The sequence below is a fragment of the Bradyrhizobium arachidis genome (assembly GCF_024758505.1).
In the GTDB taxonomy this organism is placed as follows: domain Bacteria; phylum Pseudomonadota; class Alphaproteobacteria; order Rhizobiales; family Xanthobacteraceae; genus Bradyrhizobium; species Bradyrhizobium manausense_C.
Genome location: NZ_CP077970.1, coordinates 1,927,509 through 1,953,208 on the forward strand (window position 1 = coordinate 1,927,509; position 25,700 = coordinate 1,953,208).

Annotated in this window: 15 protein-coding genes, 2 pseudogenes and 2 riboswitches; of the genes and pseudogenes, 12 read left to right on the top strand and 5 right to left on the bottom strand. The window is 58.5% G+C overall.

Annotation, left to right across the window (positions count from 1 at the left end; all coding sequences use genetic code 11):
- Positions 1-7 precede the first annotated feature (7 nt).
- Complete coding sequence (locus KUF59_RS08580; RefSeq protein ID WP_258769279.1) at positions 8-514, bottom strand: avidin/streptavidin family protein; 507 nt, start codon at positions 512-514, stop codon at positions 8-10.
- Positions 515-1,031: 517 nt separating this feature from the next.
- Positions 1,032-3,362 carry a 5-methyltetrahydropteroyltriglutamate--homocysteine S-methyltransferase gene (metE, locus tag KUF59_RS08585; protein WP_258769280.1) on the bottom strand — a complete coding sequence of 777 codons (2,331 nt, stop codon included), beginning with the start codon at positions 3,360-3,362 and terminating at the stop codon, positions 1,032-1,034.
- Between the two features lie 107 nt (positions 3,363-3,469).
- Positions 3,470-3,694: riboswitch (cobalamin riboswitch) on the bottom strand.
- 763 nt (positions 3,695-4,457) lie between these two features.
- On the opposite strand from metE, the gene KUF59_RS08590 reads away from it, so the two are divergent.
- From KUF59_RS08590 to KUF59_RS08600, 3 genes are all read left to right on the top strand, one after another.
- Complete coding sequence (locus tag KUF59_RS08590) at positions 4,458-5,384, top strand: TauD/TfdA dioxygenase family protein (RefSeq protein WP_258769281.1); 927 nt, start codon at positions 4,458-4,460, stop codon at positions 5,382-5,384.
- Positions 5,385-6,407: 1,023 nt separating this feature from the next.
- Positions 6,408-7,889, top strand: coding sequence for a carbohydrate porin (locus tag KUF59_RS08595; RefSeq protein ID WP_258769282.1), 1,482 nt, complete (start codon positions 6,408-6,410; stop codon positions 7,887-7,889).
- Between the two features lie 512 nt (positions 7,890-8,401).
- Positions 8,402-9,808 carry an aspartate ammonia-lyase gene (locus KUF59_RS08600; protein ID WP_258769284.1) on the top strand — a complete coding sequence of 469 codons (1,407 nt, stop codon included), beginning with the start codon at positions 8,402-8,404 and terminating at the stop codon, positions 9,806-9,808.
- Positions 9,809-9,961: 153 nt separating this feature from the next.
- Here the strand turns inward: KUF59_RS08600 and KUF59_RS08605 are convergent, their stop codons facing one another.
- Together KUF59_RS08605 and KUF59_RS08610 are read right to left on the bottom strand one after the other, a co-directional pair.
- Entirely contained in the window at positions 9,962-11,113 is a 1,152-nt protein-coding gene (locus KUF59_RS08605) for a ribonucleotide-diphosphate reductase subunit beta (RefSeq protein ID WP_258769285.1), read from the bottom strand.
- A gap of 10 nt (positions 11,114-11,123) precedes the next feature.
- Positions 11,124-14,030, bottom strand: a complete 2,907-nt coding sequence (locus tag KUF59_RS08610; RefSeq protein ID WP_258769286.1) for a ribonucleoside-diphosphate reductase subunit alpha — start codon at positions 14,028-14,030, stop codon at positions 11,124-11,126.
- 119 nt (positions 14,031-14,149) lie between these two features.
- Positions 14,150-14,367: riboswitch (cobalamin riboswitch) on the bottom strand.
- 601 nt (positions 14,368-14,968) lie between these two features.
- On the opposite strand from KUF59_RS08610, the gene KUF59_RS08615 reads away from it, so the two are divergent.
- The 7 genes and pseudogenes from KUF59_RS08615 (at position 14,969) to KUF59_RS08645 (ending at position 21,708) form a co-directional block, all read left to right on the top strand.
- Complete coding sequence (locus KUF59_RS08615; protein ID WP_258769287.1) at positions 14,969-15,649, top strand: HAD family hydrolase; 681 nt, start codon at positions 14,969-14,971, stop codon at positions 15,647-15,649.
- A gap of 2,318 nt (positions 15,650-17,967) precedes the next feature.
- Complete coding sequence (locus tag KUF59_RS08620; RefSeq protein ID WP_258769288.1) at positions 17,968-18,684, top strand: sulfite exporter TauE/SafE family protein; 717 nt, start codon at positions 17,968-17,970, stop codon at positions 18,682-18,684.
- 64 nt (positions 18,685-18,748) lie between these two features.
- Positions 18,749-19,546, top strand: coding sequence for an efflux RND transporter periplasmic adaptor subunit (locus tag KUF59_RS08625; protein WP_258769289.1), 798 nt, complete (start codon positions 18,749-18,751; stop codon positions 19,544-19,546).
- Positions 19,543-20,207 (top strand): annotated as a pseudogene (locus tag KUF59_RS08630) (ABC transporter ATP-binding protein); the annotation flags it as partial. The gene KUF59_RS08625 and the pseudogene KUF59_RS08630, both read left to right, overlap by 4 nt.
- Positions 20,208-20,250: 43 nt before the next feature.
- Positions 20,251-20,711 (top strand): annotated as a pseudogene (locus tag KUF59_RS08635) (ABC transporter permease); the annotation flags it as partial.
- 73 nt (positions 20,712-20,784) lie between these two features.
- Positions 20,785-21,249: an ABC transporter permease gene (locus KUF59_RS08640; protein WP_258769290.1), complete on the top strand. Its 465-nt coding sequence runs from the start codon at positions 20,785-20,787 to the stop codon at positions 21,247-21,249.
- A 252-nt stretch (positions 21,250-21,501) separates the two neighbouring features.
- Complete coding sequence (locus KUF59_RS08645) at positions 21,502-21,708, top strand: response regulator transcription factor (protein WP_258769291.1); 207 nt, start codon at positions 21,502-21,504, stop codon at positions 21,706-21,708.
- A gap of 288 nt (positions 21,709-21,996) precedes the next feature.
- Here KUF59_RS08645 and KUF59_RS08650 read toward each other — a convergent pair whose 3' ends face one another.
- Positions 21,997-23,010, bottom strand: a complete 1,014-nt coding sequence (locus KUF59_RS08650; RefSeq protein WP_258769292.1) for an IS110 family RNA-guided transposase — start codon at positions 23,008-23,010, stop codon at positions 21,997-21,999.
- 652 nt (positions 23,011-23,662) lie between these two features.
- On the opposite strand from KUF59_RS08650, the gene KUF59_RS08655 reads away from it, so the two are divergent.
- Together KUF59_RS08655 and KUF59_RS08660 are read left to right on the top strand one after the other, a co-directional pair.
- Positions 23,663-24,040 carry a hypothetical protein gene (locus KUF59_RS08655; RefSeq protein WP_258769293.1) on the top strand — a complete coding sequence of 126 codons (378 nt, stop codon included), beginning with the start codon at positions 23,663-23,665 and terminating at the stop codon, positions 24,038-24,040.
- A gap of 840 nt (positions 24,041-24,880) precedes the next feature.
- Entirely contained in the window at positions 24,881-25,114 is a 234-nt protein-coding gene (locus tag KUF59_RS08660) for a hypothetical protein (RefSeq protein WP_258769294.1), read from the top strand.
- Positions 25,115-25,700: the final 586 nt, after the last annotated feature.

Here is a 25,700-nt window from a genome sequence, read left to right on the forward strand (position 1 = left end):
GGTCATGTCATTTGCGATTCTTGGTATTCGAGAGCTTCTCGCCTGCACCGCTCTTGGCCGCCTCGCCGCTAGCGGATGGCAGTTTCGATTTGTCGCCGCTTGCTAAGGTGAAAGTGTCCGCGCCGGCGCTGATGCCGTTCCATGCCACCGGTTCCGCGAGTGAAAGGAGCCATAGTCCCTGAAATCCCGATGCAGCGTTCAGCTGTCCGGTCCACACGGTTGTCGATCCGCAGCCTACAAAATTCACCGAAAAACTGATCGCCGTGCCACTATTGGTCTGCGCGAGCCAGCCCGTCATCGTCTGAGGGGCACCTTCATCGCAGCTATTGCTCGCATTGTTCGTGTAAGTGCCGGAAATTGCGCCTGTGCTTGGATTATAATTGTCGACCGCTAGGGTTGAGCCGTATTGGTTGGTCCAGGTCCAGATCGGCTGCGCCGCTGCAGGTGCAGCCAGGAGTAGGCCGAGGCAGGCCGCGCCGATCCGGTTCGTCAATTTCCATTTCGCTTGAGACATTTCCGACTCCATATCGCTCCATTAGCGGAGCGACCTAGTTATAGAACACGGCGTGAACAATTTAAACGAGTATGATATCGTGATAGCGCTAGCACGTTGAGATGTGATTGATGTCCAAATTTCAGCTCTGTGTGCCAGCGTGGTGCCGTCGTACGGACCGGGGGACTTGCTTGAGCTATCGACAGCTCTGCGGCATCATGTGGCGACGGTGCGCCCCAGCTAGCCAGTCTCCATCTCGAGCATTTTAGTAACAATTCCCGGCAGCGCATGGTTTTAGCGTTGCACGCTCCTCGAGCGATCCTCCAGCGATCCCAATCCAGTTCCTCAAGTGCTCAGCTCTGAACAGATAGGTTGGTATTAGAGGAGAGATAGAGAATTTTCGAGCCAAGGTTGTCCGCGTGCTGAGCGCCTCTCTGCCCCAATGAGTGATTGGGCCGCAATCGCGGGCCCGGTGTACAAATGTGGAATCAGCCAGCCCTCACCGACGAACACGGTTGACCGCCAGATCACGCTGGCATCAGGAAGTCTTGCGCAGTTCGCGGGCTGCCGCGACCATGTTGACGAGCGCCGGACGAACTTCGGTCCATTTGCGAGTCTTTAAGCCGCAATCCGGATTGATCCAGAGCTGTGAGTCCGACAGCCGTTGGCGAGCCAGCGCGATGAGATCCCCTATCTCAGAGGCCTCGGGAACGCGCGGAGAGTGGATGTCATAGACGCCAGGGCCGATGTCGTTCGGGTATTTGAAGGCAGTGAACGCATCGAGCAGCTCCATCTTCGAGCGGGACGTTTCGATCGAGATGACATCTGCGTCCATCGCGGCTATTGCATCGATGATGGCATTGAACTCCGAATAGCACATGTGGGTATGGATCTGCGTTGCATCGGCAACACCGGAGGAGCAGAGGCGGAAGCTTTCCACTGCCCAGTCGAGATAAGATCTCCAATCGGAGCGGCGGAGCGGCAAACCTTCGCGTAGCGCGGCCTCATCGATTTGGATCATGGTTGCCCCGGCCTTTTCTAAGTCGGCGACCTCGTCACGGATGGCGAGCGCGATCTGACGGCAGGTCTCGCTGCGCGGAATGTCGTCACGGACAAACGACCAGGTGAGGATTGTCACCGGCCCCGTAAGCATTGCCTTCATCGGCTTTCTGGTCAGCGACTGCGCGTAGCGCCACCATTCGATGGTCATCGGCTTCGGGCGGGAGACATCGCCGAACAGTATCGGCGGACGAACGTAACGGGAGCCGTAGGACTGCACCCAGCCATGCTTAGTGAATGCGAATCCGGAGAGCTGCTCGGCGAAATACTGAACCATATCATTGCGCTCGAACTCGCCGTGGACAAGCACGTCGAGCCCGATGTCTTCCTGCCAGAGGACCGCGCTGGCCGTTTCCTCCTTCAGGAATTGTTCATATTTCGCCTTTGTCAACTTTCCCTTGGCATGCTCGGCGCGGGCGTTGCGTATCTCGCTCGTCTGCGGGAACGACCCAATCGTGGTTGTGGGGAAAAGCGGCAGGCCGAAACGCTTGCGCTGAACCTCCGCACGTGTCGCAAAAGCACTGTTGCGGCGGCGCATAGCCTCGTCAATCGTCGCCGTTCGCTGGGCGACGGCCGTGTCGTGGATTTTCGGCGATGCCTGGCGTGCCCTCGCTGCAAGGTCTGATTCGGAAAGCGCGACAATAACATTTCCGTCCCCCGCAAGCGCTTTCGCCAAGGTCGCGAGCTCCTGGATCTTCTGGACTGAGAAGGCAAGCCATCTCTTCACGTCCGAATCGAGTTCGGTTTCGAGCTCAAGGTCGATTGGGACATGCAAGAGCGAGCAGGAAGGTGCGAGCTGCACGCGCTCCTTGCCGAACTTTGCAATGACGGGCTTAAACCGCTCCACCAGTGCCGACAGGTTGGAACGCCATACGTTGCGGCCGTCGATGACGCCGAGCGAAACCACGAGGTCCGCGCGGGCGCCGTATTCAATCTGGTTCAATTGTTGGGGAGAGCGAACAAGATCGACGTGCAGTCCGGCCACAGGCAGCTTTAGAGCTATCGCCAGATTGTCGCCGATCGCTCCGAAATAGGTTGCAAGCATGACCTTGATGCCAGGCACCTCCTCGGCGAGACGCCCATAGGCGCGCTGGAGCGCAGTCCGCGTGGCTTCGTCGAGATCAAGCACCAGATAGGGCTCGTCAAGCTGGACCCACTCGGCTCCACGTTTGGCCAGTTCCTGGAGAACTTCGACATAGACGGGCACGAGGCTATCGAGGAGCGAAATCGGATCAAACGCCGGATCGGCGGCCTTGCCGAGCTTCAAGAAGGTGACTGGTCCCACCAAGACCGGACGCGTTTGATAGCCAAGGGCTTTCGCCTCATCATATTCCTCGATCGGTTTGCGGGAAGAGAGCGTGAAGGTCTGTCCTTTATGGAATTCGGGCACCATGTAGTGGTAATTGGTATCGAGCCACTTGGTCATCTCCTGCGCAGAGGCGCCAAGGCCTTGATGGACGTGAGCGCAACTCGCGTCGTGTTCCTTGTCTTGCGAGCCCCGCGCCATGGTGAAATAGGTCTTCAGCGAGACCGGACCGCTCTCCCAGCCATACGCCTCAGGAATGGCGCCGACCATGACGCTCGTGTCGAGAATCTGGTCATAGAGTGAAAAGTCATTGGACGGGATGATGGTGACGCCCAGCGAATTCTGACGTGCCCAATTGGCGACACGAAGACCGGCCGCAGCTTCCAGGAGCTGCTGCTCGCTGATCTTGCCAGCCCAGTAGCCTTCGAGCGCCAGCTTGAGTTCACGGCGTGGCCCGATACGTGGCATGCCGAGGGTCGCAACAGGAAGTGAGAGAAGAGACATAGCTTTATCCCCGTTGTGTGGGGGCAAAGGCCATGGCGGAAACGCAGGCAGGTAGGCCGCCAGAGCGCGGCCTGCTGCTAGGCGTACCACCGGACACCCCGCCCGTGGACGATTATGTTGTCGGGGCAGGTCTCCTGGCTCGCGGGTCATCGCCTGCATCCGGCCTTCCCGAAGCGTTTGCTTCAGTGACACGTGTGGATGCAGGCTCGCCGCTTACAGTTGCGGGGGCAGCGCCGGCATTACTTTGATCCTGAACGGATCGAAAGCGCACCGGCTTCCCTCTTAGCTCCAGATCAAGCCAGACCTGGAGAACCTCGACGCCTTCCGATTAACTGCAACGGAAGCTGTACGTCAACCCTGAGATCACGTTTGCGGCGGCATCCCGGTAGGTATGACGGTCTTACCAACGGACGCATCGAGCTCTCTGGAGCAATCGTGGTGTCAAGCTCTGGGCGCGTGCATTTGATCGACGAGTTTGGCCGTAACGCCGTCGCTTGCTATCGCGCTGTAAGTGTTTCCCGGGGGCCATGCTGGCCAGACGCTCGTATCGGCTATTTGACCATCGAGTAGCCCATGGCCTCGAACGCCGCCGCTGTGAAGACCGCCACCTACCAAGGGTCCCAAACCTCGACCAGCGTTCCCTTGACGCCGTCGTTCTGTCTCGCACGGAGAGGAATGGACAGCTCTTGGGTACTTCCTGTCGCTTCGGTATCAACACTACGGCTCTTTGGCGCGGCAACTCGGATTGCTTAAAGAGCTGCCCCTCTGAACCGATCGCAAAGGCCTCTCTCATTTCCAATGCGCACAGATTTCCTGTTCATTCATCAATCGCTCAGCGAGGTACAAAGCTTTCGCCGTGGTCAACTACCAGTGCTAGCAATTGATCGAACGGACGGATTTGGTCAATCTTTCAAAGGCTGTCGCAGAAAGCCTCACTAATATGAGCGAGTTCGCGTGAAGAGCTCAAGCGGGGACTCGTCGCTGGCACCACTGACTATGACGGATCCCGTTAGGTGGTCCACTATTTGGCGTTCGTCGCTCTGTCGAGTTGAGTAGAGTGGCTCAGTGGCAACCGCAAAATTGGAGACTGGAGCCATGACTGCAACGGTCTTGTCGGGCAATGGCATTCCTCGCGCCGATATTATCAAGCGCGCAGCGCGCATCGGCGCAGAAATCCGAAACATTAAGCTGTTAGGCGATTTACCGGAGCAGACGATCGCCTCAATCAATGAGCTGCTGTTGGAGCACAAGGTTATCTTCTTTCGCGACCAGGGGCACCTCGATGATGCGGAGCAGGAGCGCGTTGCCGTTCGTTTCGGAAAGCTGACAACTCATCCGACGCTCGGTGCGATTAAGGGAACAGCGTCGATCATCGAGCTTGATTCCACCCGCGCCGGTGGCCGGGCCGACCTGTGGCACACTGATGGAACCTTCGTAGATGCCTACCCCAAGATTGCTGTGCTGCGAGGCATTGTGATGCCACCATTCGGTGGCGATACGGTCTGGTCAAACACCGTCTCGGCCTACCTCGACCTAGCACCGCCGCTCCAACGGCTTGCAGACAGGCTCTGGGCCGTTCACAGTAACGCCTTCGACTACGCGATACTGCCCCGCGTCACCGAGCTCGACAAGAAGCACCTGGACGAAGTCTTCACTAAAACGATCTATCAGACTGAGCATCCCGTTGTGCGCGTGCACCCGGAGACTGGCGAACGCACGCTGGTGCTCGGCGCTCTGGTGCAAAACTTCGTTGGCCTGCCGAAATACGACAGCCAGAAGCTGTTTGACTTGTTTCAGTCTCATATCACTGCGCTCGAAAACACCGTACGTTGGAGCTGGAAGGAAGGCGATGTAGCGATCTGGGACAATCGCGCCACACAACATTACGCCGTCAACGACTATGGCGACCAACATCGTCTCGTTCATCGCGCAACCGTCGCCGGCGAAGTACCCGTCAGCATCGATGGTCGGAGCAGCGTAACACGCATAAGGGCCCCCAAGCAGCCGGCCGAGGTCGCCTAGACGGGTCACAAGATTAGCTGCACCCGGCCGATGGAAACTCTGCCACTATGCGCTCGATCGCTGCGTGCAGTATTCGGCAGCTTGGTTCGCAATCGCACTCAACTATGAACCCGATGCTGCGTGCTATCAAATCAAAAAGTCGAATCTGTTCCTGAGAGGCCACATCGGGTTCAGCAGCTGCTGGTAGCGGTACTCATATTCATTCGAGTGGCTGAGCGCACGTTCTCGCCGCCGGATGTCGGGTCTCGAACCGCGCCACATGGGGCGCACGCCTTTCGAAGAATGCTCTCGTTCACGGGTTTTGCGCGCAACCATCTCTCGATCTGTCTACTCATTCGCAATGGCCTCGACAGCTGCCTAGCAGCCGCTCGGCCTTCTCCATCAGCACATTTTCTTGGTCATCCTGCGTGCGCCACCGTAGTCGCGTCCTCGCCCTTGAGAGGCTTGGGACGAGCGCTAACCTCCTCGAGCACACAGGCGCGATTTTGTGGCGAGGATGGCAAGAAGGCTTCGCTCGTCGCTATCTGTAGACGAGCCCCTCCTTGAAATAGTCCTGGCATCCGTCGGAAGGGCGGAGGAACGAGCACCAATTGGTCGCGCGCCCCGTCCGACATTGAGGATGTGAATGGAGAAGCAACACCCTGCGGTTGAAGTCACCTACCAACCTTAGCAATTGATGCAATGTCGACCACATGGCAATCGAGCGGCGGTAAAAGTCACGCCTCACACGCTAAGGAAGTCGGGATGCAATATGGATCTGCCTGCGCCAGCAGGCGTGAAGGATCTGCTGTCTCGCCATCCGCAGCTTTGAGGTCTATTCCTACCGCGATCGTTCCCGTCTCATGGCAGCCTCTGGCGAACTTTCTCGCGCGATCCTCGAGGACCCAGCCAAAGGTCTCAGCGCTCCGTGGCCGCCCATTGCTTCGTCTCACGGCTAGCGCGCTGCAAACGAAAGTTCATGAAGCTAACGCGCAGAGATGGATCTCTATCGCACTCGCACTGTCCCTCGCTGCGAGTCTCGTCGTGGATGCGGAGCTGGCACAAGCTGCCAACGTGCCTAGCCCGCGAAGCGGCACGCCTAATGAGGCCACCCAAGGAGGAATTCAAAAGAAGAACCGCCCGGCTACACCGTACCGAAGGTACCGGTCCCAACAAGCGGTGCATCTCATCGGTAGCGCGGCGCTTGTACAAACTGCCAATGCGTTTGCAGCAAAGCGCGACGGTCAGGTTGTAGTTGTAAAGAACACAACTCTGCAGAACGCCGGGCCTTTTGCAAAGTTCGATGACTTGCGCGAAAAAGGTATGTGGCTCAATATTCCTGGTCCGGCCGATACAATAGATCAGGATTACGGCGGCGTTAGATCTGCGCTGGGAGAAGTCGGGATCGGCTATGTTGGCGGGACAGTAAACACCTTCGTGGCCAATCAGCTGCCGAATGCGGCGAAGAGCACTATTCGTGATCAGCTATATGCTGGTCAGAACCCGACATTCAATACCCTGAATTTCATGATCGTGACGTATGATCTCAGCCGCTTTGGGATTCCCGATGGTCAGATCATCGTGGGAGCCCAGCAGCAGTATTGGACATGGAAGCCCGGGGGGCCAGATAGAGTGGGGATCAATACGATTGCCTACTATCAGACGTTCTTTGGCGGGAAGCTCGAACTCAAAATGGGCTATCTCAGGAACATTAATGAGTTCGCAGGCACGGTGGTCGGAGGAAACGCAGCAGTAAACGTTTTTGGAGCGTCATCCAATATTTTGTACCAAGCAGGAATGAGCAACAATGCCGCGCCGACGCCAGCTCTCAATGTAAAGTACAATTTTGATGATCGGTTCTACGACAAAATTTCAATACAGCGTTCACTCAGTCCAGACGGTCAATTTGTGCACATTCTCGAAAATCCGACTGGGTTAGACTGGAGCACGACGAACGCGGGCGTTCTTCTACTCGACGAAGTTGGCTACAAGAACAAAGCTGCTCCAGGCTTACCGGAGACTTGGTTGCGGGCAGGTGCCGGTTTCAACAATAGCAGCTACACCGACTTGCAGTATCCGAAGCAACCGAGAGCCGACGGGAATAGCATCTATTACGTGGCAGCGGACACGCAACTCTGGCAGTCGGATGTCCAAGGCTCACCAGCTCGTGGCGTCTATGCAGGAGTTTCTGTGATGTACGCGCCGCCCGACTTAAATAGAGTAAGTGAGTATTACGAGCTCCGTCTCTACGCAAAGGGGCTGTTTGACAGCCGTCCACGTGATCAGATTGCGATTGTCGCCACCAACACTGCGTGGAGCAACGTTGCAGTAGAAGCTGCGGCGGCCAAGGGCCATCTTGTTCATCGCAACAGTACGGCGCTTTCCGGAACGTACACGGCGCATCTCGCGCCCGGGGTATATTCAAGCCTAGGACTGACATACATCAATAACCCGACAAGCATCACATACACACCCCGAACGGGACATGCGTTGAACGTGTTAGTGTCTACGTCGATATTCTTCTAAGCCTGGAAAAATTGGGGGAGATTCACAAGCAGGCCAATGCGGATCTTGGAATGCTGTCGGTGTCCATCATACGAGACGAACATCGCAGCCAGCCCGCATGACGCCCGACGCGTAGATGGCCATTGTTTGTGGACAGGATCCTGGCGTTTGTCGGCTAACGCGGCGTCTTGGCTCCATGCAGTTCAGCAGGAGTCGCAATTTGGGTCAGGCGGCAGACGCCATTTGTCCCGAACAGGTCTACCTCGGCTGGTCCTTCTGCCGTCCATAGGGAAACGGAATTAGCAATGTATCGGCAAAGTTCGCGGTATCTTGGACCTGGACAGCGGCCCGCTCGGCTTAAGCGGATATCAAAACGGTCCTCAGCAGGGCAGCAGCTCTCGGATTTGACCTTGCCAGTTCGCGGCCGCACTCAAAGAATTTGCTGAACATATTTTCTTGCTACAATTTCCCTACTCTGCGGAAGCCCGCCGGAATATCGATGGTCAGCCGTAAAAACGCGAAAACGCCGTGTCATGGGCCAAATGCGAACCGAAGAAGACGTTCTTGGTGAGAGGCAACTGCCCGCGGACGCGCTCTACGGCATCAATACCCTCCGGGCATCGGAGAATTTTCTACTCACGCGCCGCACGATCGCGACGCTGCCTGAGTTTGTCCCCGCACTGGCGATGATAAAAGAAGCGGCGGCGCGTGCAAATCAAGAGATCGGCGCGCTGTCAGCGCAGAAAGCGGAAGCCATCATTGAGGCGTCCCAAGAGATCCGCGCCGGAAAACACGATGCGCACTTCATTGTCGACGTGCTTGAAGGTTCGGGTGGCACATCATCCAACATGAACCTCAATGAGGTAATCGCAAATTTGGCCGCGCGGCTGGCCGGAAAGCCGGTTGGTGACTACACTTTCGTCCATCCAAATGATCACGTCAATCTCGGTCAATCCACCAATGACGTGATTCCGACGGCTATGAAGCTTGCGGTCTTTCGAGTGTCGGCGGGGACTTCGCCCGCGCTGACGCAACTGGCCGCCGCGTTCTCGGAAAAGAAGAAGGAGCATTCGCAAACCCTGCGCCTTGGCCGGACATGTTTGCAGGATGCAGTTCCAATGCTCTTTGGTCAGACTTTCGGGGCATATGAGGCGGTCATAGAACGCCACGCTCAGCATGTGGAGGAGTTGCGGCGCCAACTCCTGATCGTTCCGCTCGGCGGAACTGCGGTGGGCACCGGATTGAATTCCAGACCGGACTACAAACAGGCAGTTTTCCGCCATTTGTCAGCTCTGGTTGGCCACGAGATCAAATCAGCGGCCGATCCATTCGACGGAATGCAGAACTTAGACGCGTGCGCCCGGTTGTCAGCTGAACTTCGAAATTCAGCAAATTCCCTCTGGAAGATCGCCAACGACCTCATTGTGCTCTCGTCCGGTCCCGTCGGTGCTGTCGGAGAAATTACGTTGCCTGCGATCCAGGCCGGATCTTCGATTATGCCTGGCAAGGTAAATCCGGTTATTCCGATAGCAGTTTGTCAGGCAACGTTTGCCATCTCCGGGAACGATGCTGCCATAGCAATGGCCTGCCAACAAGGACTGCTGGAGATCAATTGCTACGATATGCTAGTCTGCGATCGCCTGATCGATTCCATCACTCTCCTCCACCGTTCGGCGACTATTTTGGTCGAACGGTGTGTGCGCTCGCTTACAGTAAATGAGGAGCGGTCGCGGCAAAATCTGCTTGCGTCGTATGCACTAGCAACAGCGTTGGTACCCAAGTTCGGGTATGCAAGTGTTGCTGCGATCGTGCGGGCGGCGCTCAATGAACATCGATCGTTTCTCGACGTCGCCATCGAACGTGGATTGCTTGCGCAGAAAGACGTGCATTCACTTATCCGCCGCGCTGCTGCCATTGAATCGACGCTCACGGCCGAGTGAGGCGGATCTGCCAAAGGGAAAATTGCAAATCTTAGAGGAGGGGGCGGATCGAGGACGTTCTTCTGTAACCCTGTCGCTGCTCAGCGGCGTGCATTAGACGCAGAACGACCTCGCAAACCGTTGCGAGGCCCTCGGCGATCGGCCTGCTTCTGATCATTCCCAGCTCAGTGCGCCTCCATTCTGATATTCGATCACGCGGGTCTCAAAGAAGTTCTTTTCCTTGTTCAGGTCCATTGTCTCCGACATCCACGGAAACGGATTCTCGACCCCGGAGAAGACGGGCGCGAGCCCGATTTGGGCGCAGCGCCGGTTAGCAATGAAGTGCATGTACTGCTCGCAGAGCGCCGCATTGAGGCCGAGGAAACCGCGCGGCATCGTATCGCGGCCGTACGTAGCCTCGAGCTCGGCGGCCTCGCGGATCATGCCGCGGACCTCCTCCTGGAACGCTGGCGTCCACAGATGCGGGTTCTCGATCTTGATCTGGTTGATGACGTCGATGCCGAAATTCAGGTGAATGCTCTCGTCGCGCAAGATGTATTGATACTGCTCGGCGATGCCGACCATCTTGTTGCGACGTCCCAGCGATAGGATCTGCGCGAAGCCCGTGTAGAACCACATCCCCTCGAAGACGACGTAAAACGCCACGAGATCGCGCAGGAAGGCCTGGCCTTGCTCCGGCGTCCCGGTCTGGAATGACGGATCGTCAAGATGCTGTGTGTGCTTGAGCGCCCAGGCCGCCTTGTCGGTGATCGACGGCACCTCACGGTACATGTTGAATAGCTCACCCTCGTCGAGACCGAGGCTTTCGACGATGTATTGGAAGGTGTGGGTGTGGACCGCTTCCTCGAAAGCCTGTCGCAAGAGATACTGCCGGCACTCCGGATTGGTGAGATGTCGGTAGATCGCCAAGACGATGTTGTTGGCGACAAGCGATTCCGACGTGGCGAAGAAGCCGAGATTGCGCTTGATCGCGCGCCGCTCGTCTTCGGTCAGACCATCGCGGGACTTCCAAAGCGCGATGTCGGTCTGCATCGAGACTTCAGTCGGCATCCAGTGATTGTTGCAGGCGGAAAGGTACTTCTCCCAAGCCCACTTGTATTTGAGCGGCAGGAGCTGGTTGACGTCTGCGCGGCAGTTGATCATCCGCTTCTCGTCGACCGAGACGCGGCCGCCGCTGCGGTCGATCGCGCCGAGACCGGTCGGATCGGCCGGCTCGCGCTTGAGCTGGATCTGCGGACGTAGCGCAGTGGCGAGGATCGGGACGGCCGGGACCGCCGTCGTCTCGGTATCAGACCAATCGAGCATCATCCCCTCCTTACTGGCAGGCTTCGCAGTCCGGACCATCGATCCGGCATGCCTTAACGCCATCGAGTTCCCGCGCCGCCATGGCGACCGGAACGACGATCGCAGCATGCGAAATTGCGGCCGATGCGGACACCGCATTGAGCTTGCCGTCGGTGCCCCTGAGCGTCGACTTCTCGACATGCGTGGCGCCGCGGGATCGCAGGTAGTAGGTGGTCTTCAGCCCGCGCCGCCAGGCCAGGCGGTAGAGCGCGTCGAGCTTCTTGCCCGAGGGGTTGGCGATATAGAGATTGAGCGACTGCGACTGGTCGATCCACTTCTGGCGCCGGGCTGCGGCTTCGATCAGCCAGGCGCTGTCGATCTCGAAAGCGGTCGCGTAGAGGTCCTTGAGATCATCAGGGACACGATCGATCCGGCTGACGCTGCCGTCGAAATATTTGAGATCGGAGACCATCACCTCGTCCCAGAGCCCCCTCGACTTGAGATCGCGAACCAGGAACTCATTCACGACAGTGAAGTCGCCGGACATGTTCGATTTGACGAACAGGTGCTGGTAGTTCGGCTCGATCGACTGCGAGACGCCACAGATGTTGGAGATCGTTGCCGTTGGTGCGATCGCCATGACGTTGGAGTTCCGCATCCCGCTGGAGGTGACCTTCTTTCGCAGGCGGTCCCAATCGAGCGTCGAGGATCGGTCGGCGTCGAGCCCGCCGCGGGCATCGGCAACGAACTGGATGGAGTCGAGCGGCAAAATGCCCTTCGACCACAGCGAGCCCTGGAAGCTCGGATAACGGCCGCGCTCGGCAGCGAGATCGGACGATGCCTCGATGGCATGGAAGGAGATTGCCTCCATGCTAATGTCCGCGAAGGTCACCGCTGCATCCGAGGCGATCGGAATGCGCTGGACCTGAAGCGCCTCCTGAAAGCCCATTAGACCAAGACCGACCGGCCGATGGCGCATATTGGAGCGTCGAGCTTCCGGGATGGTGTATAAATTGATGTCAATGACATTGTCGAGCATCCGCACGGCGATCGTAACGGTCCGCTTCAGCTTGGCCTGATCAAACCCGTCGGGGCCGATATGATTGAGCATATTGATCGAACCGAGATTGCAAACTGCGATTTCGTCGGCTGACGTATTCAGGGTGATCTCGGTGCAGAGATTCGAGGAATGGATCACGCCGGCATGCTGCTGCGGCGAACGCAAATTGCAGGGATCCTTGAAGGTAATCCAGGGATGGCCAGTCTCGAACAGCATCGTCAGCATACGGCGCCAGAGATCAGTCGCACGCACAGTCTTGAAGACGCGCATGCCGCCGGCCTTCGCCTTGGCCTCATAGGCTTCGTAGGCCATCTTGAACGCAGGCCCGTAGCGATCGTGCAGATCGGGTGTTTCATCCGGCGAGAATAGCGTCCATTCGCCGTCGGCATCGACACGCTGCATGAACAGATCGGGCACCCAGTTGGCCGTGTTCATGTCGTGAGTACGGCGGCGGTCGTCGCCGGTATTCTTGCGCAGATCGAGGAACTCCTCCAGGTCGACGTGCCAAGTCTCCAGATAGCCGCAGACGGCGCCCTTGCGCTTGCCGCCCTGATTGACGGCGATTGCAGTGTCGTTGGCAACTTTAAGGAACGGGATGATGCCCTGGCTCTCGCCGTTAGTACCCTTTATGTGCGCGCCAAGGCCGCGCACAGGCGTCCAGTCATTGCCGAGCCCACCAGAATATTTGGCGAGCAACGCATTGTCCTTGATCGACTTAAAAATGCCGTCGAGATCATCGGACACGGTGGTGAGGAAGCAGGACGACAATTGCGGCCGCAACGTGCCGGAGTTGAACAGCGTCGGCGTCGAAGCCATGAAATCGAACGACGACAACAGGTCGTAGAATTCGATCGCTTTGGCTTCTCGGTCGATCTCGCGCAGCGCCAGGCCCATCGCGACGCGCATGAAGAAGGCCTGCGGCAGTTCGACCCGCTTGCCACGTTTGTGCAGGAAGTAGCGGTCGTAGAGCGTCTGAAGTCCAAGGAACTGGAATTGCAGGTCCCGCTCCGGCTTCAGCGCAGCGGCGATGCGGGCGAGATCGAAGCGGGCAAGCTCGGGATCGAGTAGTTCGGTGGCGATACCGACCTTCACATAGACCGGGAAGTATTCTGCATAACGAGTCGCCATTTCGGTCTGGGAGGCGCACGTCGGAACGCCGTGGACATGCGACAGCACCTCGCCCCGGAGCTTATCGAGCAGCAAACGGGCGCTGACGTAAGCGTAGTTCGGCTCGTGCTCGACCAGCGTGCGCGCGGCCATGATCGAGGCCAGCGCCAGCTCGTCCTGGCTGATGCCGTCGTAGAGACTACGGGAGGTCTCAGTCAGAACCGGCGCGGCGGACACACCCTCGAGGCCCGCGCAGGCTTCGCCGATGATCAACGCGAGCCGCTTGGTATCGAGACACACGCGGGAGCCATCGGGCAGCATGACATGGAGTTCCGGAGCGCCGGCAGGCTTCGCTTCAGCGGCTCTTTCTTCGGCACGCTGGCGGGACTGTTCCTCGCGATACAGCACATAGGCGCGTGCGACCTTGTGGTTCTCGGTGCGCATCAAGGCGAGTTCGACCTGATCCTGGATGTCCTCGATATGGAAGGTGCGCCCATCGCCCGCGCGCCGCATCAGCGCCATCACGACTTCGGCCGTTAGCTGTTCGACGCACTCATGCACGCGGCGCGAGGCGACCGCGCTGCTGCCTTCCACCGCGAGGAAGGCCTTGGTCATGGCGACAGCGATCTTGGCAGAATCGAATGGCGAGATCTTTCCGTTGCGGCGGATGATCTGCATGGCGGGCTCGCTCGAAGCGGGCGCGAGCGGCTGTGGACACGACTGGATGATGGGTAGGGTAGCAGTGTCCGCGTCGAGCAGGTTCAGTGACATCGATAGGCCCCGTGATGCGCGTTTGTGTTTGAGCGGGGCAAACGAGGACGCTGCAGAAACGCCGGCAGCGGGTTGCCGGACGAGTGCATGCAAGCGACCGCCGGGACACCCCGCCCGTGGACGTTCAAGTCGTCACGGCAGGTCTCCTGGCTCGCAGGTCCTCGCTCGCTCCCTGTCTTCCCGGCGCAAAAATGCCAGTGACATCGTTCGGAAGCAGCTCGCTGCTGACAGTTGCGGGGGCAGCGCCGGAATTCCACGCGTTGTGCACGCGGTCACCGGCTTCCCTCTTAGCCACTAAATCTTGCGTTCTAGTGGAACCGTGATCGCCATATGTAGTAATTTTCGAGACGGCCTGTCAACGGCTGATTAACGTGCCGGCGCGGATTTGCTTGTGGAATGCTGTAATCTCACCGGCCGTCCTCATCGACCAGCGCAGAGCGGTGAGACTTGCGCAGCCGCGTTGCAACGGTCATTGGCCCTTTCATCATTTCAGCGACATCGACCACAATGGCCTGGCCCGGTTCGAGACAACATGTCGCGACTCTGACGACTTGAGGTCACTGCTGCTGGACAAGCCTGGCGTGTTTCTCAGGTGATGTCCGATCGGATGGGGCGAGTCACGCCGTTTGGGCACTGGTACGACGCTTGCTTAAGGTGGTCAAACGATGTGTTCACCTCGCCTAACCAAACTTATCCGTCCCATCAGAGCCTTGGCTCCTTAACAAGACGATTAGCTTTGCGAAGATTAGCATGTCAGATGTTGCTGGCGCGTTTCTCTCGTCCTTGACGTATCTGTCCTTCCTAGTTCTCGGTGCAGGCATGATCGCATCGATCTGTTTGCGTTCGAGATGCCAACTCTAGAAGGGCATTAGCGTGCTGAAGAGAAGCTTATGGCGAATCTTCCCCATGCGCGATGCATCCCTGCTTGAGGTCAGATCATGAAACCTGCTCTTGTGTTCGATTGGAATGGCACGCTACTCGACGATGCGCATGTATTACTGCAGACGACGAACGCCATACTAGATCGCTTTGGTCACGCAACTATAGATATGGATACGTTTCGGAAGCATTGCGACATCCCACTCTCTATCCTTTATTGCAGTCTGGGAATGTCGGAATCGGAAGTTGCGGCCGTGGATCGAGATTCGGGTGCAATGTTTCACGACATGTACGAACGGTTTGCCAGCAAAACTGATCTGCGCGAGGGCGCGCGTAGAATTTTAGAAATAGCGCACGAACAGGCGGCTTCGTCCATCATTGTGAGCAACCATGTCGTCGACCCTCTCCGATCACAATTGCGAAGGCTTGGAATCAATGACTACATTAGCGAGGTGATTGCTTTTGAAAGCCGCGGCACGCAGTTCAAATCGATGAGCAAAGGGGAGCGACTTCGTCTCTACATGCAGGAGAACGACCTGAAGCCGCCGGCGTCCTTCATCATCGGCGATATGCCCAACGAAACGAATATTGCGCGCGACCTTGGGCTCATAAGTGTATCCATTACCGGCGGATTTGTTTCCGATTCGCGATTGCAGGCAGCAGAACCGGACTACATCATTCGCAGCCATCACGAGCTGTTGCCGATCTTGCAGGCGCACGGGTACTTCCGAGACACATAAAATCATAGTCAAAGAACATGACCCGACGTGTCCCTATAGCGACGAAGCCATTCTCATGCGGATCGTGCCGTCTTGAGGTAAGCTGACATTACCTCAACAGGCGTGCCCATGGACTCTTCCGCTTATGTGGCGGCCATGAATGGGATTTAATTCTTCTGCTGCTTTTTCTCGCTGAGCGGCCGAGGTGCGCGAGTTCGCGCCCTTGGACCATTCGGGCTGAGGATACCAGTGTCCTTTTGCAGACAGTTCGCCAGGCTGACGGTCCGGCATCGAGACGGCTAGAGTGCGTTTTAATTGCGTTGGGGATGCAAGTCATAGTTCGCAAGTCATCTCAGATTATCCAATCTTACCCGACCTGAGTCTTGAAAGGCCGCTTGCGGCGAAAGAACGGCGGCTAAGCCCTTCGCACTACTGCGGCCTGGTTAAGAGGAGGGGCGCGTGGTTTTCCGGCCAAAGAGCCCATCACTTTTTGACAAGTTAAGTTATGATCGCGAGACCGACGCTATAAACGGTGGACATAACGTCTCAACCTCCGTCGTGCCTGCTAGACGGCCGTAAGCTCATCGCACCTCTCGTGCCTAAGTGCCACCGTCGTGCTTCATACGCTGCAATCTTGCGATCGCTCCGCCAAAGCTCAATCGCGTAATCCTTTGCAACTTGCCGTACTCGCTCTTTAGCCGCGCCCTCATCAGAACAGATAAACTCGACAAAACCCACAGTATGCCCATCTGGCCCGACTAGGTAGGCCGTGTACCGCTCCATCGAGGCTGTCTCTAGCCGACGGCTCCTGATCATAGCGGTCCTGGTCACTGCACTGTCCGGTAACACGCAACCCGGATTCCGGCGCAAACGTGCACGCCACACGCTCCCAAGATTGGTTTTCATTGGTTCACTCCGTGATTGGAGTGCGGCTCCCCGACCAGATCGTGTACGTGAAGTCCGCGCCTTCCCGGTGATCGAACACCCTGGCGTGCCTGCTGGTGACCTTTACTGAAAAGAACGATGAGGTGTCATGATCAAAGCCGCTGTACGCTCCCAGGGGGCTGGGCCTCAGCCGCCAACGCGATCTCACGCCGTGGTGAAACATATACGGCAGTGAGCCGCCGACTTTGCACTGATTGTCGTAGTCGTATCCGCTCGCCCAATTTGCGTTTACCCACACCCTGATCCTGTTGTACCCACGGGTTTCGTGTTCGTACAAGCTGAGGACCTCCCGGCGGAGCGCGTGAGCAAAGGCGACCGCAGCCGCAGCCGCCCGCATATGCTGTTTCATGTCACCTCACCGCAGATCGTTCGGGGCGGACACAACACGCCGTGACACGTCCATGTCCGCCCCTGCATCACCGAGCCCGGTAGGCGCGACGGTGATGGTGTGTTGGGCGAAGCAAGCTGCGTGCCGACCGCGAAATTGAGGTCTACAGGCGCCTCGCATTGGTGTGTTTATCGCCAGCCTAGCGAAATCGGCTCAAACCCGACAAACTCGCAAAGCTCCTGTCCGATTGTTCGCAAAGGCTGTGGTGTGGATCCTCGGCTTTGCTGGAGTTGCCCTCACGGCGTACCGGCGCGCCTGCCAATTGCCAGAGGTGCCGCTTCGCCGACACTTGGCGTTCCTCGTTTCCTCTTCGCGCCGATTCAATGCGAAGGATCAGTTCGCACCAAGCTCCAGGAGCAATGAGCTGGAGCCGCGACGTCGCTCGCCAGCGGTCGACGGGAGCCTCGCTTGCCCCAGATCCTCGGGTGATAGCCGCAGGTCGCCAAGCGAAAGGCGTTACGTTAGCGGCATACCTTTTCAGTTCTGCCTTGTCGGCCAGCACATCGGCCGCGCACTTTTGGACGCTGAGCTTGTGCAATTATATATAGCGGCCACCTCCAAGCGAGCTTCGGAGCCCTGAAGACCATTTTTCTGCGCCCGGCGATGCGGTCAACTACTAACATTGGCAATTGATGAAGATGACGGACACATGGCTATCGTGCTTAATCAAGCCTGAAGAAACTCAGGATGCAATATAGATGTGGCCGCCCAATGAACCCGATAGATGTCCTCACTCGTTGCCGACAGCCATCACTCGCGATCTCGGAAGCTGATGTACGCTCTGAGGCGCTATCAGCACGGCGTCGCCGAAGTTCATGAACTTCACGTCCGTCAGCATGACGGAGACGATCGGGAGCGACCTGCTTGCCGGTTGTCGCGACGAAGGCGTGCCCAATCACGCGCTCGGAGTACGCAACAAACATGCAAAGGCAGTCTTTTGCCTCGCGATGCAATCGTTGACCGATTAATCCTTGGAGGCGGAAAACTTCGCCAAAGTCGGTGCAGCATGTTTTTCCTGCTTTTGGCCGTCATCTCACTGCTCTACGCGACGGTCGGGCAGGCGGGCGGGACAGCGTTTCTCGGACTGATGGCGTTTGCCGCTCTTCCGCCAACAGAGATGCGCCCGACAGCGCTTGCGCTCAACATTGTTGTCACAACTTATTCAACCTGGGCCTTCAGTCGCAACAGAGTCGTTGACTGGACAATGCTGCGCCCGCTTTTGCTTTCATCAACGCCAATGGCGCTCGGTGGCGGCCTTATCGTACTCGAGGATTACATTTACAAGCCAATGACTGGCGTCCTCCTTCTCCTGGCGGGCGCCGTGATGACGTTACGGCGCGATCGCGCCGCCGGTCAGGATCGCAAAATCCCGCTCTGGGGTACCGTGAGTGTTGGAGCGATCGTCGGCCTGATTTCTGGCCTGACCGGCGTTGGCGGCGGAGTGTTCTTGGCTCCGACGCTCATTGCACTGAATTGGGCGTCACCTAAGCAGACCACTGCGCTGTCGAGCCCGTTCATCCTGGCGAACTCCACTGTCGGGTTGGCCGGAGTTCTTCTCGCTGGCCAATTTCCGTCTTTGCATCTCGGGCCGTATGCCATTGCCGCGCTGGGGGGCTCCGTCACAGGAACGGCGATCGGCCTCAAATGGCTGGGTCAAACAGCCACCAGGTTCATCCTCGCAGGAGTTCTGTTCGCCGCCGGAATCCAAATGGTTCTCGTTTGAAGGTTGAGGTCGCTGGAGTTTCATGAAGCTTGGCGAGCTCTAGGAGATGTGGCGTGAATTCCGAATGTGGCGTTCTTTGGTCGGCATCGATTTCACCGCGCGCCTTGCAAAGGAGCGCGAAGCAGAGGTCCTGGTGACGCTGAACGTCTACGCCGTCGAGGGCGCCGCGGCCGACGTGCGCCGGATCGAGGCGGAGCTTCAGCAAGCAAGGACCGCGGTGCCCGAGAAGGAGGCTATTCTCCGCGCCGCCGAGGCAGATCTCGACCGCACCATTATCCGCTCTCCGATCGACGGCGTGGTCGTCGGCCGGTTCATCAACGAGGGCCAGACGCTTGCCGTCGGCCTCGAGGCGCGCACGAACTTCCCGGTGGCGCATCGACTTGAGGACATGGAGATTCACGCGCAGGTCGATGAGGCCGATATCGGTTCACGCTCGATTCCTATCCGGATCGGCGCTTCCAAGCCGTGGTGCGGCAAGTCCGCAAGGCACCAAAGACGCAGCAATACGTGGTCACCTAGACCGTCGTGCTGTCGACCTCCAATCTCGACGGCGCACTCCTCCCGGTATGACGGCGCTGCTCAAGATCGTGATCGACCGCCAGGACGATGTTTTGAAGGTGCGGTCGCGGCCCTGCGCTTCCAGCCGAGCGGTACGCAGCCGTCCGAGGCGCAAGGGCGGGACGGCGTATGGCTGCGCACGCCCACGGGCTCGCTCAAGCGCGTCGCCGTCACGGTCGGCGCCGCCGGCGCCGAGCAGGTCGCACTCAAGAGCGGCGATCTCACGGAAGGCAGCCAGGTTGCCGTCGGACAGGCGATCCGCTCCGGGGGGATGGAATTGCTTGGAATAAGGTTCGGCTCATGACCGCCCTGTCCGCACTCGTCAGCCTCAGATCGGTTTGTCGCACCTACCGGACCGACGGCGTCGCGGTGATCGCGGTGCGCGACGTCAGCTTCGACATTCAGCGCGGTGAAAGTCTTGCCATCATGGGCCCGTCGGGGTCCGGCAAAATCGACCCTGATGAACATGATCGGGCGATCGTCCGAGCGAGGGCGCGATCCTCCTGGAGGGCGGCGACGTCGCCGATCTGCCTGATGACCGAAGGTCCGAAGTGCGCGCACACGCCATCGGCTTCGTGTTCCAATCCTACAATCTGCTCGCGCGGCACAACGCAATCGAGAATGTGGCGCTGCCGCTCGTCTATGGCGGCGTCCGCTACCAGCAGCGGAAGCTGCGTGCCGAACATTGCCTCGAGGCGGTCGGTATGCTGCACCGGGCGCGGCATTTTCCTCGGCAACTGTCCGGCGGCGAGCAGCAGCGCGTTGCGATCGCGCGCGCCCTCGTCGCCACGCTTGCGATCGTGCTCGCGGACGAGCCGACCGGTGCGCTGGACAGCCGGACCGGCGCAGAGATTCTGGCCCTGTTCGACGCACTCCGTGATGGCGGCCAGACCATCGTGATGATCACCCACGACTCCAGCGTGGCCGCGCGCTGCGAACGAACCATTCGCCTGCGTGACCGCGAGCCGATGAGATACGTCACCCAATGCCGAACAAGGTCTGGGCATCATGACGGCATATCAGGCCCTTCTGACCGCTCTTCATGCGCTGCGTCTGAACCCGCTGCGCAGTATCCTGACGATCCTTGGTATCGTGATCGGCGTGGCCGCGATCGTCACCGTCTTCGCCATTGGCAGGGGGTCCAGGTTCGCGTCGAGGAGCAGATCCGTTCGATCGGCTCCAACGCGCTGATGATCATACCGGGCGCGGTTCAACAAGGCGCCGTTCGCATGAAGGCCGGCACCAAGCTGACTATGACCGAGGGCGACGTGCAGGCAATCCTCGATCAAATTCCGGAGATTCAGACCGCGGCGGGTTCGGCTGCGGGCACAGCGCAGGTCATCCGGGAAAGCAAGAACTGGAACACCACGATCAACGGCACGACCACCTCGTACTTCATGGTGCGCGACTGGCAATTGTCATCCGGACGATACTTCTCCGCGGCCGAGGAAGCGAGCGCCGCGAAGGTCGTCATTCTTGGCAGCGCGGCCGCCAAAGAGCTGTTTGCGCCGGGCAACGATCCGATCGGCGCAAGTCAGAATCATGCAGGTCCCGCTCGAAGTCATCGGCGTGCTCGATCGCAAGGGGCCGGCGCAGGACGATGTCGCCTTCGTTCCACTGACCACCGCCAAGCTGCGCTTTCTCGGCAGCGCGAGCAGCATCAACCGGGACGCCATCGCCTATATCCTCGTCAAGGTCGCCTCCGATACTCAGATGGCGGGCGCGACCAGCGAGATCGAAGGCCTGCTGCGGCAACGACACAGGATTCCCGCCGGCCAGGCCGACGATTTCGAGGTGCAGGATGCCGCGGCCGCCATGGAGGCGCAACAGGGCGCCATCCGCACCGGGGCGTTGCTGCTGTTCGCGATCGCATCGGTCTCGCTCCTCGTCGGCGGCATCAGCATCATGAACGTCATGATCGTTTCGGTCACCGAACGCACCCGCGAGATCGGAATTCGCCGCGCGCTCGGCGGCCGGATGCGCGATTCGTTTGCAATTCCTTTGTGAAGCCCTCATCCTTTGTCTTCTTGGTGGCGCCATCACGCTGTCGACGACTGTGGCGCGATTGGCCGCTGGATCACTGCGATCGACATGCGGTCGATTGGGCCTCGCCGTTGGATTTTCAGCCCTGACCGGTGTGATCTTCGGGTTCTATCCCGCCCACATGGCTTCCGAGCTCAGTCCGATCGAAGCGCTCAAGGTGGCGTGAGAAAAATGCCGGGATGGTCACATCAACCTCATGCCACGGAGAAATTGGTCATGAATACAAAGGTATCGATCACACCTACGCCGCGTGAGCGCGAACTCATGATGCTGATTGCCCGCGGCATGCAGAACAAGAATATCGCCTGTGAACTCCAGATTTCAGAAAACGCCGTGCGTGCGCATGTCAGCAATATCATACGCAAATACAATCTGCAGAACCGAACCCAGATTGCAGTCATCTACGCGCTCCTGGCGCCTTAGTCATGCATGCGACAACGACCTCGAGGACATGTGTGGACGCCCCCGTTGGTGCAAGAAGAATCTTTCGAAGAGCGCGGAGCGTGGTCGGGTGCTGACATGTGTCCGGCCTTTTGCTGCGGCTGTCACATGCCGCTGGCCCGTATGGGAGTTCGCGGAACGGGTCCAATTCAACTTTGCGTGCTCGAGGCGCGTATCCATGATCTGGTTTTCCCGATTCCTGTCTCGTGACCGTTGCGCCATACTCTCCGGTTGACCTTCTCACACTCTCACGGTCTCCCCGCCGCGGAACTACTTCGCCGCAGCCGGAGCCCGATAGGTTCCGCCTCTCGCCATCAATGCCCAGACGATGCGCGCCATCGCGACGATCACCAGCATGGGCGGCTTGCGGGCAAGCATGCGCGCAAGCCAAGGATCGGTTGTCGAGCCTTTGCGCATTGCCCAGCGCACGGCCGCGCTCGCGCCGATGATCAGCAGTCGGCGCAGGGTTCGTTCGCCCATGCGTGACATCTCGCCGAGCTTCTGCTTGCCGCCAGTGGAGCGCTGCAGCGGGGTAAGCCCCAGCCATGCCGCAAAGTCGCGTCCCCTCTTGAAGGCCTGGGCTGTCGGCGCCAGGGCAACGAGCGCCGTAGCGGTGATCGGTCCAATTCCTGGGATCGTCATTAGCCGCTTCGCTTCGGCATCCTCCTTGGCGCGCCGGGCGAGCTCTCGGTCGAGCAGCGCCACCTTCTCGTTCAGGGATCGCAACTGCTCGACGAGCAACCGCAGGATCGGTCTAGCCAGCTCAGGAATGCCGGTGTCATGGCCATCGATCGCGGAAACGAGTTTGTCAACATGGGAGGGACCTTGCACCGCTACCACCCCAAATTCGGTCAGATGGCCGCGGAGCGCATTGATGGTTTGGGTGCGCTGACGCACCAGGAGGTCGCGGGCGCGAAACACAATGGCCGCGGCCTGTTGCTCCTCGCTCTTCACCGCCACGAAACGCATCGTCGGCCGCTGGGTGGCTTCGCAGATCGCTTCCGCATCGGCGGCATCATTCTTTTGCCGCTTTACGAAAGGCTTTACATAGTCTGGCGGGATGAGTCGCACCGCATGCCCCAATCCCCCGATCTCGCGCCCCCAGTAGTGGCTGCTGGCGCAGGCCTCCATGGCGACCGTGCAAGTCGGCTGCGTGGCAAGATATTTGAGCACCTGGTCCCGGCGCAGCTTCTTGCGGAAAAGCACGGTTCCTGATCCATCCGCGCCGCGCATCTGGAACACATTCTTCGCCAGATCCAACCCGATTATGCTAACTTCCGACATGAACGCCTCCGTTCAAGTGATGGTCAACGACACCACTTTGGCACAGCGATGCCGTGAGGGGGCGTCCACCCCATCAACTTTGGTCAAACACTCCGGCCCGCGTGTCGATGCGACGCCGGCGAGGTGTCGCTCCCACGCTGGTCTTGCATGAGACTCGAGTGTATTGGCGATGGCCGGCTGACGATGAAAGTCCGTTGTCATGTCGGGCTTTGAGCTCACTTCGAAGCGCAACTGCGATGCCCGGTACCCGCAAGCAAGATCTGTACGCAGCAGTCGGCGTACATTCTGGCCTTGCGGGGCATTGGCTTGTTTGGTTGGTGGCGGTTGCGGGCCCGCTCGCGATGGCAGCCATGATTTGGTAAGTCGCTACGACGCCGGTTCAAGCCGGCGGGGCCGTCAGCCTTGGTTTGCTGGACTCGGGCAGTTACTCAGCGGTAACTAGCGTATTTCTGCGGCGTGCCCAAACTGTCACGCTTGGCCGATAGTCGCCAATGCCATTGGGCCGAGGTGGGCTGCCCATCCGTACAGGCAGGCGCGCAATCGGTCTCGCAGCTTCGGGGGCCCACGAGCAAACTGCGCCCGAAAGACTTATAGTCGAGCGCCGGAACCATTGCCGGATTTTCCCGTTGACGCGAGCCGTCAGCGAGGACATATGCTAATCATTCGATATTTTCTGTTCACAGGCGCTTTTCTCCTAATCCTTCTCTTCATCGCCGATCGCTACCTTCCAGCAGGGACTGTGGCTCAGGCCGACGACCAAGAGATCGACCGGACGATTATTCGGATTCACTCGGCGCGAATTCTTCCGGAAAAGATCGTATTCGACACATCGAACCCGCTTCAGCCTGCTGCTGCAGCGGCGGCCGAACCATTCGAAGACCAGCCGCGCCAAGCGTCTGCAACGGGGCCGCTATCCGCTCCTGCCGCGATCCCGCAGACCGCGCCGTTGAAAAAGCGCCTCGTTCAGCGCACGGTTCATTCACATGGGGCGACCAGCGCAGGGCAGCGTCGTCTTGCGTTCGATCAATGAATTCTCCGCATCGTAAGAACCGCCAAGAGCCCACCGCTAAGAGTTAGCATCAAGGCTATCGCTCAGTCGTCGTTCTCGCAGCGTACTGGATGCGATCAAGATCCGCTTCGTCCCTCGCCGTGACGTGAAGGCTCCAATTCATACCTGAAGGCTGATCCGCCGTAGATTCAATGCACCCGGAAAGCTACGGATTTCCTGAAGCGCGATATGTTCGAGGTCCTTCTTCGAGACCACTGTTCTGGTCATCGAAACGCTCCCGATCCCGCCAGGAGGGCTCTGCCAGATTTCCTCAGTGATCAATCAACAACGCAGCCTATTGAGCTGACGTTTCTCCTTCCTGTTGACTGCCATGTCGGTCGATCACCATTGTTCCCGGAATCCGGTCTACACGTTGCCAGTGATGGTCTCACAATAGAATCATTGACTGATCCGCAGGGTGTCGTGCGTTTGTTGCGATCTGACCGGCACAAATACAGTTTCATTAACCGGCTCAATCGCCGTAGCGGTGTCAAGGTGAGGGCAGACAAATCCGCCTTCGAGGTGTCAGAACACTTTGTTTTGCACAGCTGTATGTAGCGTTGTCGCAAAGCGCTGCCTCTCGCGCCGATGGGCCGAAGACGGCGGCGAGTGAATTGCGAGGTAACTCAACATGGTTCCAAGCATCGCGGAAGGCCGTTCGGCGACGTCGTTATCATTTTTGGATGACAACATTTGCGTAGGGGCGCCCTTGTGCTAACAGACTTTCATTGCGTCTATTGAGTAGCCGTCGTTCCTTTTTGAACGCCCCTGCGGGCTCCTTTCTAAAGAACCGAGATCTTCCGAGTCTTAGGAGACGGCTACATGAAGCCTGTGCGGATCACGCCTGAGGATAATTCGCGAGACGGCCAATTAATCACTTTCCTACTGGCAATCGGCGCCGAACGGCAATTGTGCCAACTTCAGACGACATTCCGGACCGTCGACCAGGCTTCCAGCTATCTTCACAAGCACCGAAAAGAGTTGGAGCGTGCGGCCCGCGAAAGATTCGCGCGTGGCGAATTGGAAGACGGTGTCGTCAAACTGACCATGCTTTAGAGCTCACTCGCGCCGCCAGCCTTCACTCGCGCCGTTTGGGAGGAAATCTGTCAAATCGCTAATGTTCGCGACTCTTGCAAGATTCCTTGCTATGCAAACGACTGCCCGGTGGCGAGGCCGCAAACGAGCTAACGGATTCTCTCGCGAAAGACCAATTGCCATCGCTTGCGCCCGCAGAACTATCGAGAGGATGTTGAAGCTGCGCTGAGGCTGTTGAGGGAGGAGTATTGCGACTCTAAGCCCGACAGCTTCAGCTATTCGTGGTTCTGCGAGAGTACGTTTGAGCTAGAGGAGGCGCGAGGCGCGTAGGTACTGCCTGGCACCTTTCCAAGCTGAATATTGCGGCACCTTTCAGAGATGCGCAGATATTGCTCTGAAGAGGATGCAATTTCAAAAGTGCGGTGGTTTACGATAGGATCGTCGTTCGCGAATGAGGAGCACGATGAACAGCTCCTCCTGTGCCAGGATCGTCGGCCTAGGTTTCGTAACCTGTCTACCTTTCGGATACAGCCACCGGTCACACCGCTCGCAACACCGCAGTCGTGGATCCCATGCAGGCTGATTTCGTTCAAGGCAGGCTGATCTT

Excerpts from the sequence above, each read along its gene's own strand:
- metE (WP_258769280.1), bottom strand. The coding sequence starts at position 3,362 with ATGTCTCTTCTCTCACTTCCTGTTGCGACCCTCGGCATGCCACGTATC.
- KUF59_RS08605 (WP_258769285.1), bottom strand. The coding sequence starts at position 11,113 with ATGCTCGATTGGTCTGATACCGAGACGACGGCGGTCCCGGCCGTCCCG.
- KUF59_RS08615 (WP_258769287.1), top strand. The coding sequence starts at position 14,969 with ATGAAACCTGCTCTTGTGTTCGATTGGAATGGCACGCTACTCGACGAT.
- KUF59_RS08600 (WP_258769284.1), top strand. The coding sequence starts at position 8,402 with ATGGGCCAAATGCGAACCGAAGAAGACGTTCTTGGTGAGAGGCAACTG.
- KUF59_RS08655 (WP_258769293.1), top strand. The coding sequence starts at position 23,663 with ATGCTAATCATTCGATATTTTCTGTTCACAGGCGCTTTTCTCCTAATC.
- KUF59_RS08610 (WP_258769286.1), bottom strand. The coding sequence starts at position 14,030 with ATGTCACTGAACCTGCTCGACGCGGACACTGCTACCCTACCCATCATC.
- KUF59_RS08590 (WP_258769281.1), top strand. The coding sequence starts at position 4,458 with ATGACTGCAACGGTCTTGTCGGGCAATGGCATTCCTCGCGCCGATATT.
- KUF59_RS08620 (WP_258769288.1), top strand. The coding sequence starts at position 17,968 with ATGTTTTTCCTGCTTTTGGCCGTCATCTCACTGCTCTACGCGACGGTC.
- KUF59_RS08650 (WP_258769292.1), bottom strand. The coding sequence starts at position 23,010 with ATGTCGGAAGTTAGCATAATCGGGTTGGATCTGGCGAAGAATGTGTTC.
- KUF59_RS08580 (WP_258769279.1), bottom strand. The coding sequence starts at position 514 with ATGTCTCAAGCGAAATGGAAATTGACGAACCGGATCGGCGCGGCCTGC.
- KUF59_RS08625 (WP_258769289.1), top strand. The coding sequence starts at position 18,749 with ATGTGGCGTTCTTTGGTCGGCATCGATTTCACCGCGCGCCTTGCAAAG.
- KUF59_RS08645 (WP_258769291.1), top strand. The coding sequence starts at position 21,502 with ATGAATACAAAGGTATCGATCACACCTACGCCGCGTGAGCGCGAACTC.
- KUF59_RS08640 (WP_258769290.1), top strand. The coding sequence starts at position 20,785 with ATGCAGGTCCCGCTCGAAGTCATCGGCGTGCTCGATCGCAAGGGGCCG.
- KUF59_RS08660 (WP_258769294.1), top strand. The coding sequence starts at position 24,881 with ATGAAGCCTGTGCGGATCACGCCTGAGGATAATTCGCGAGACGGCCAA.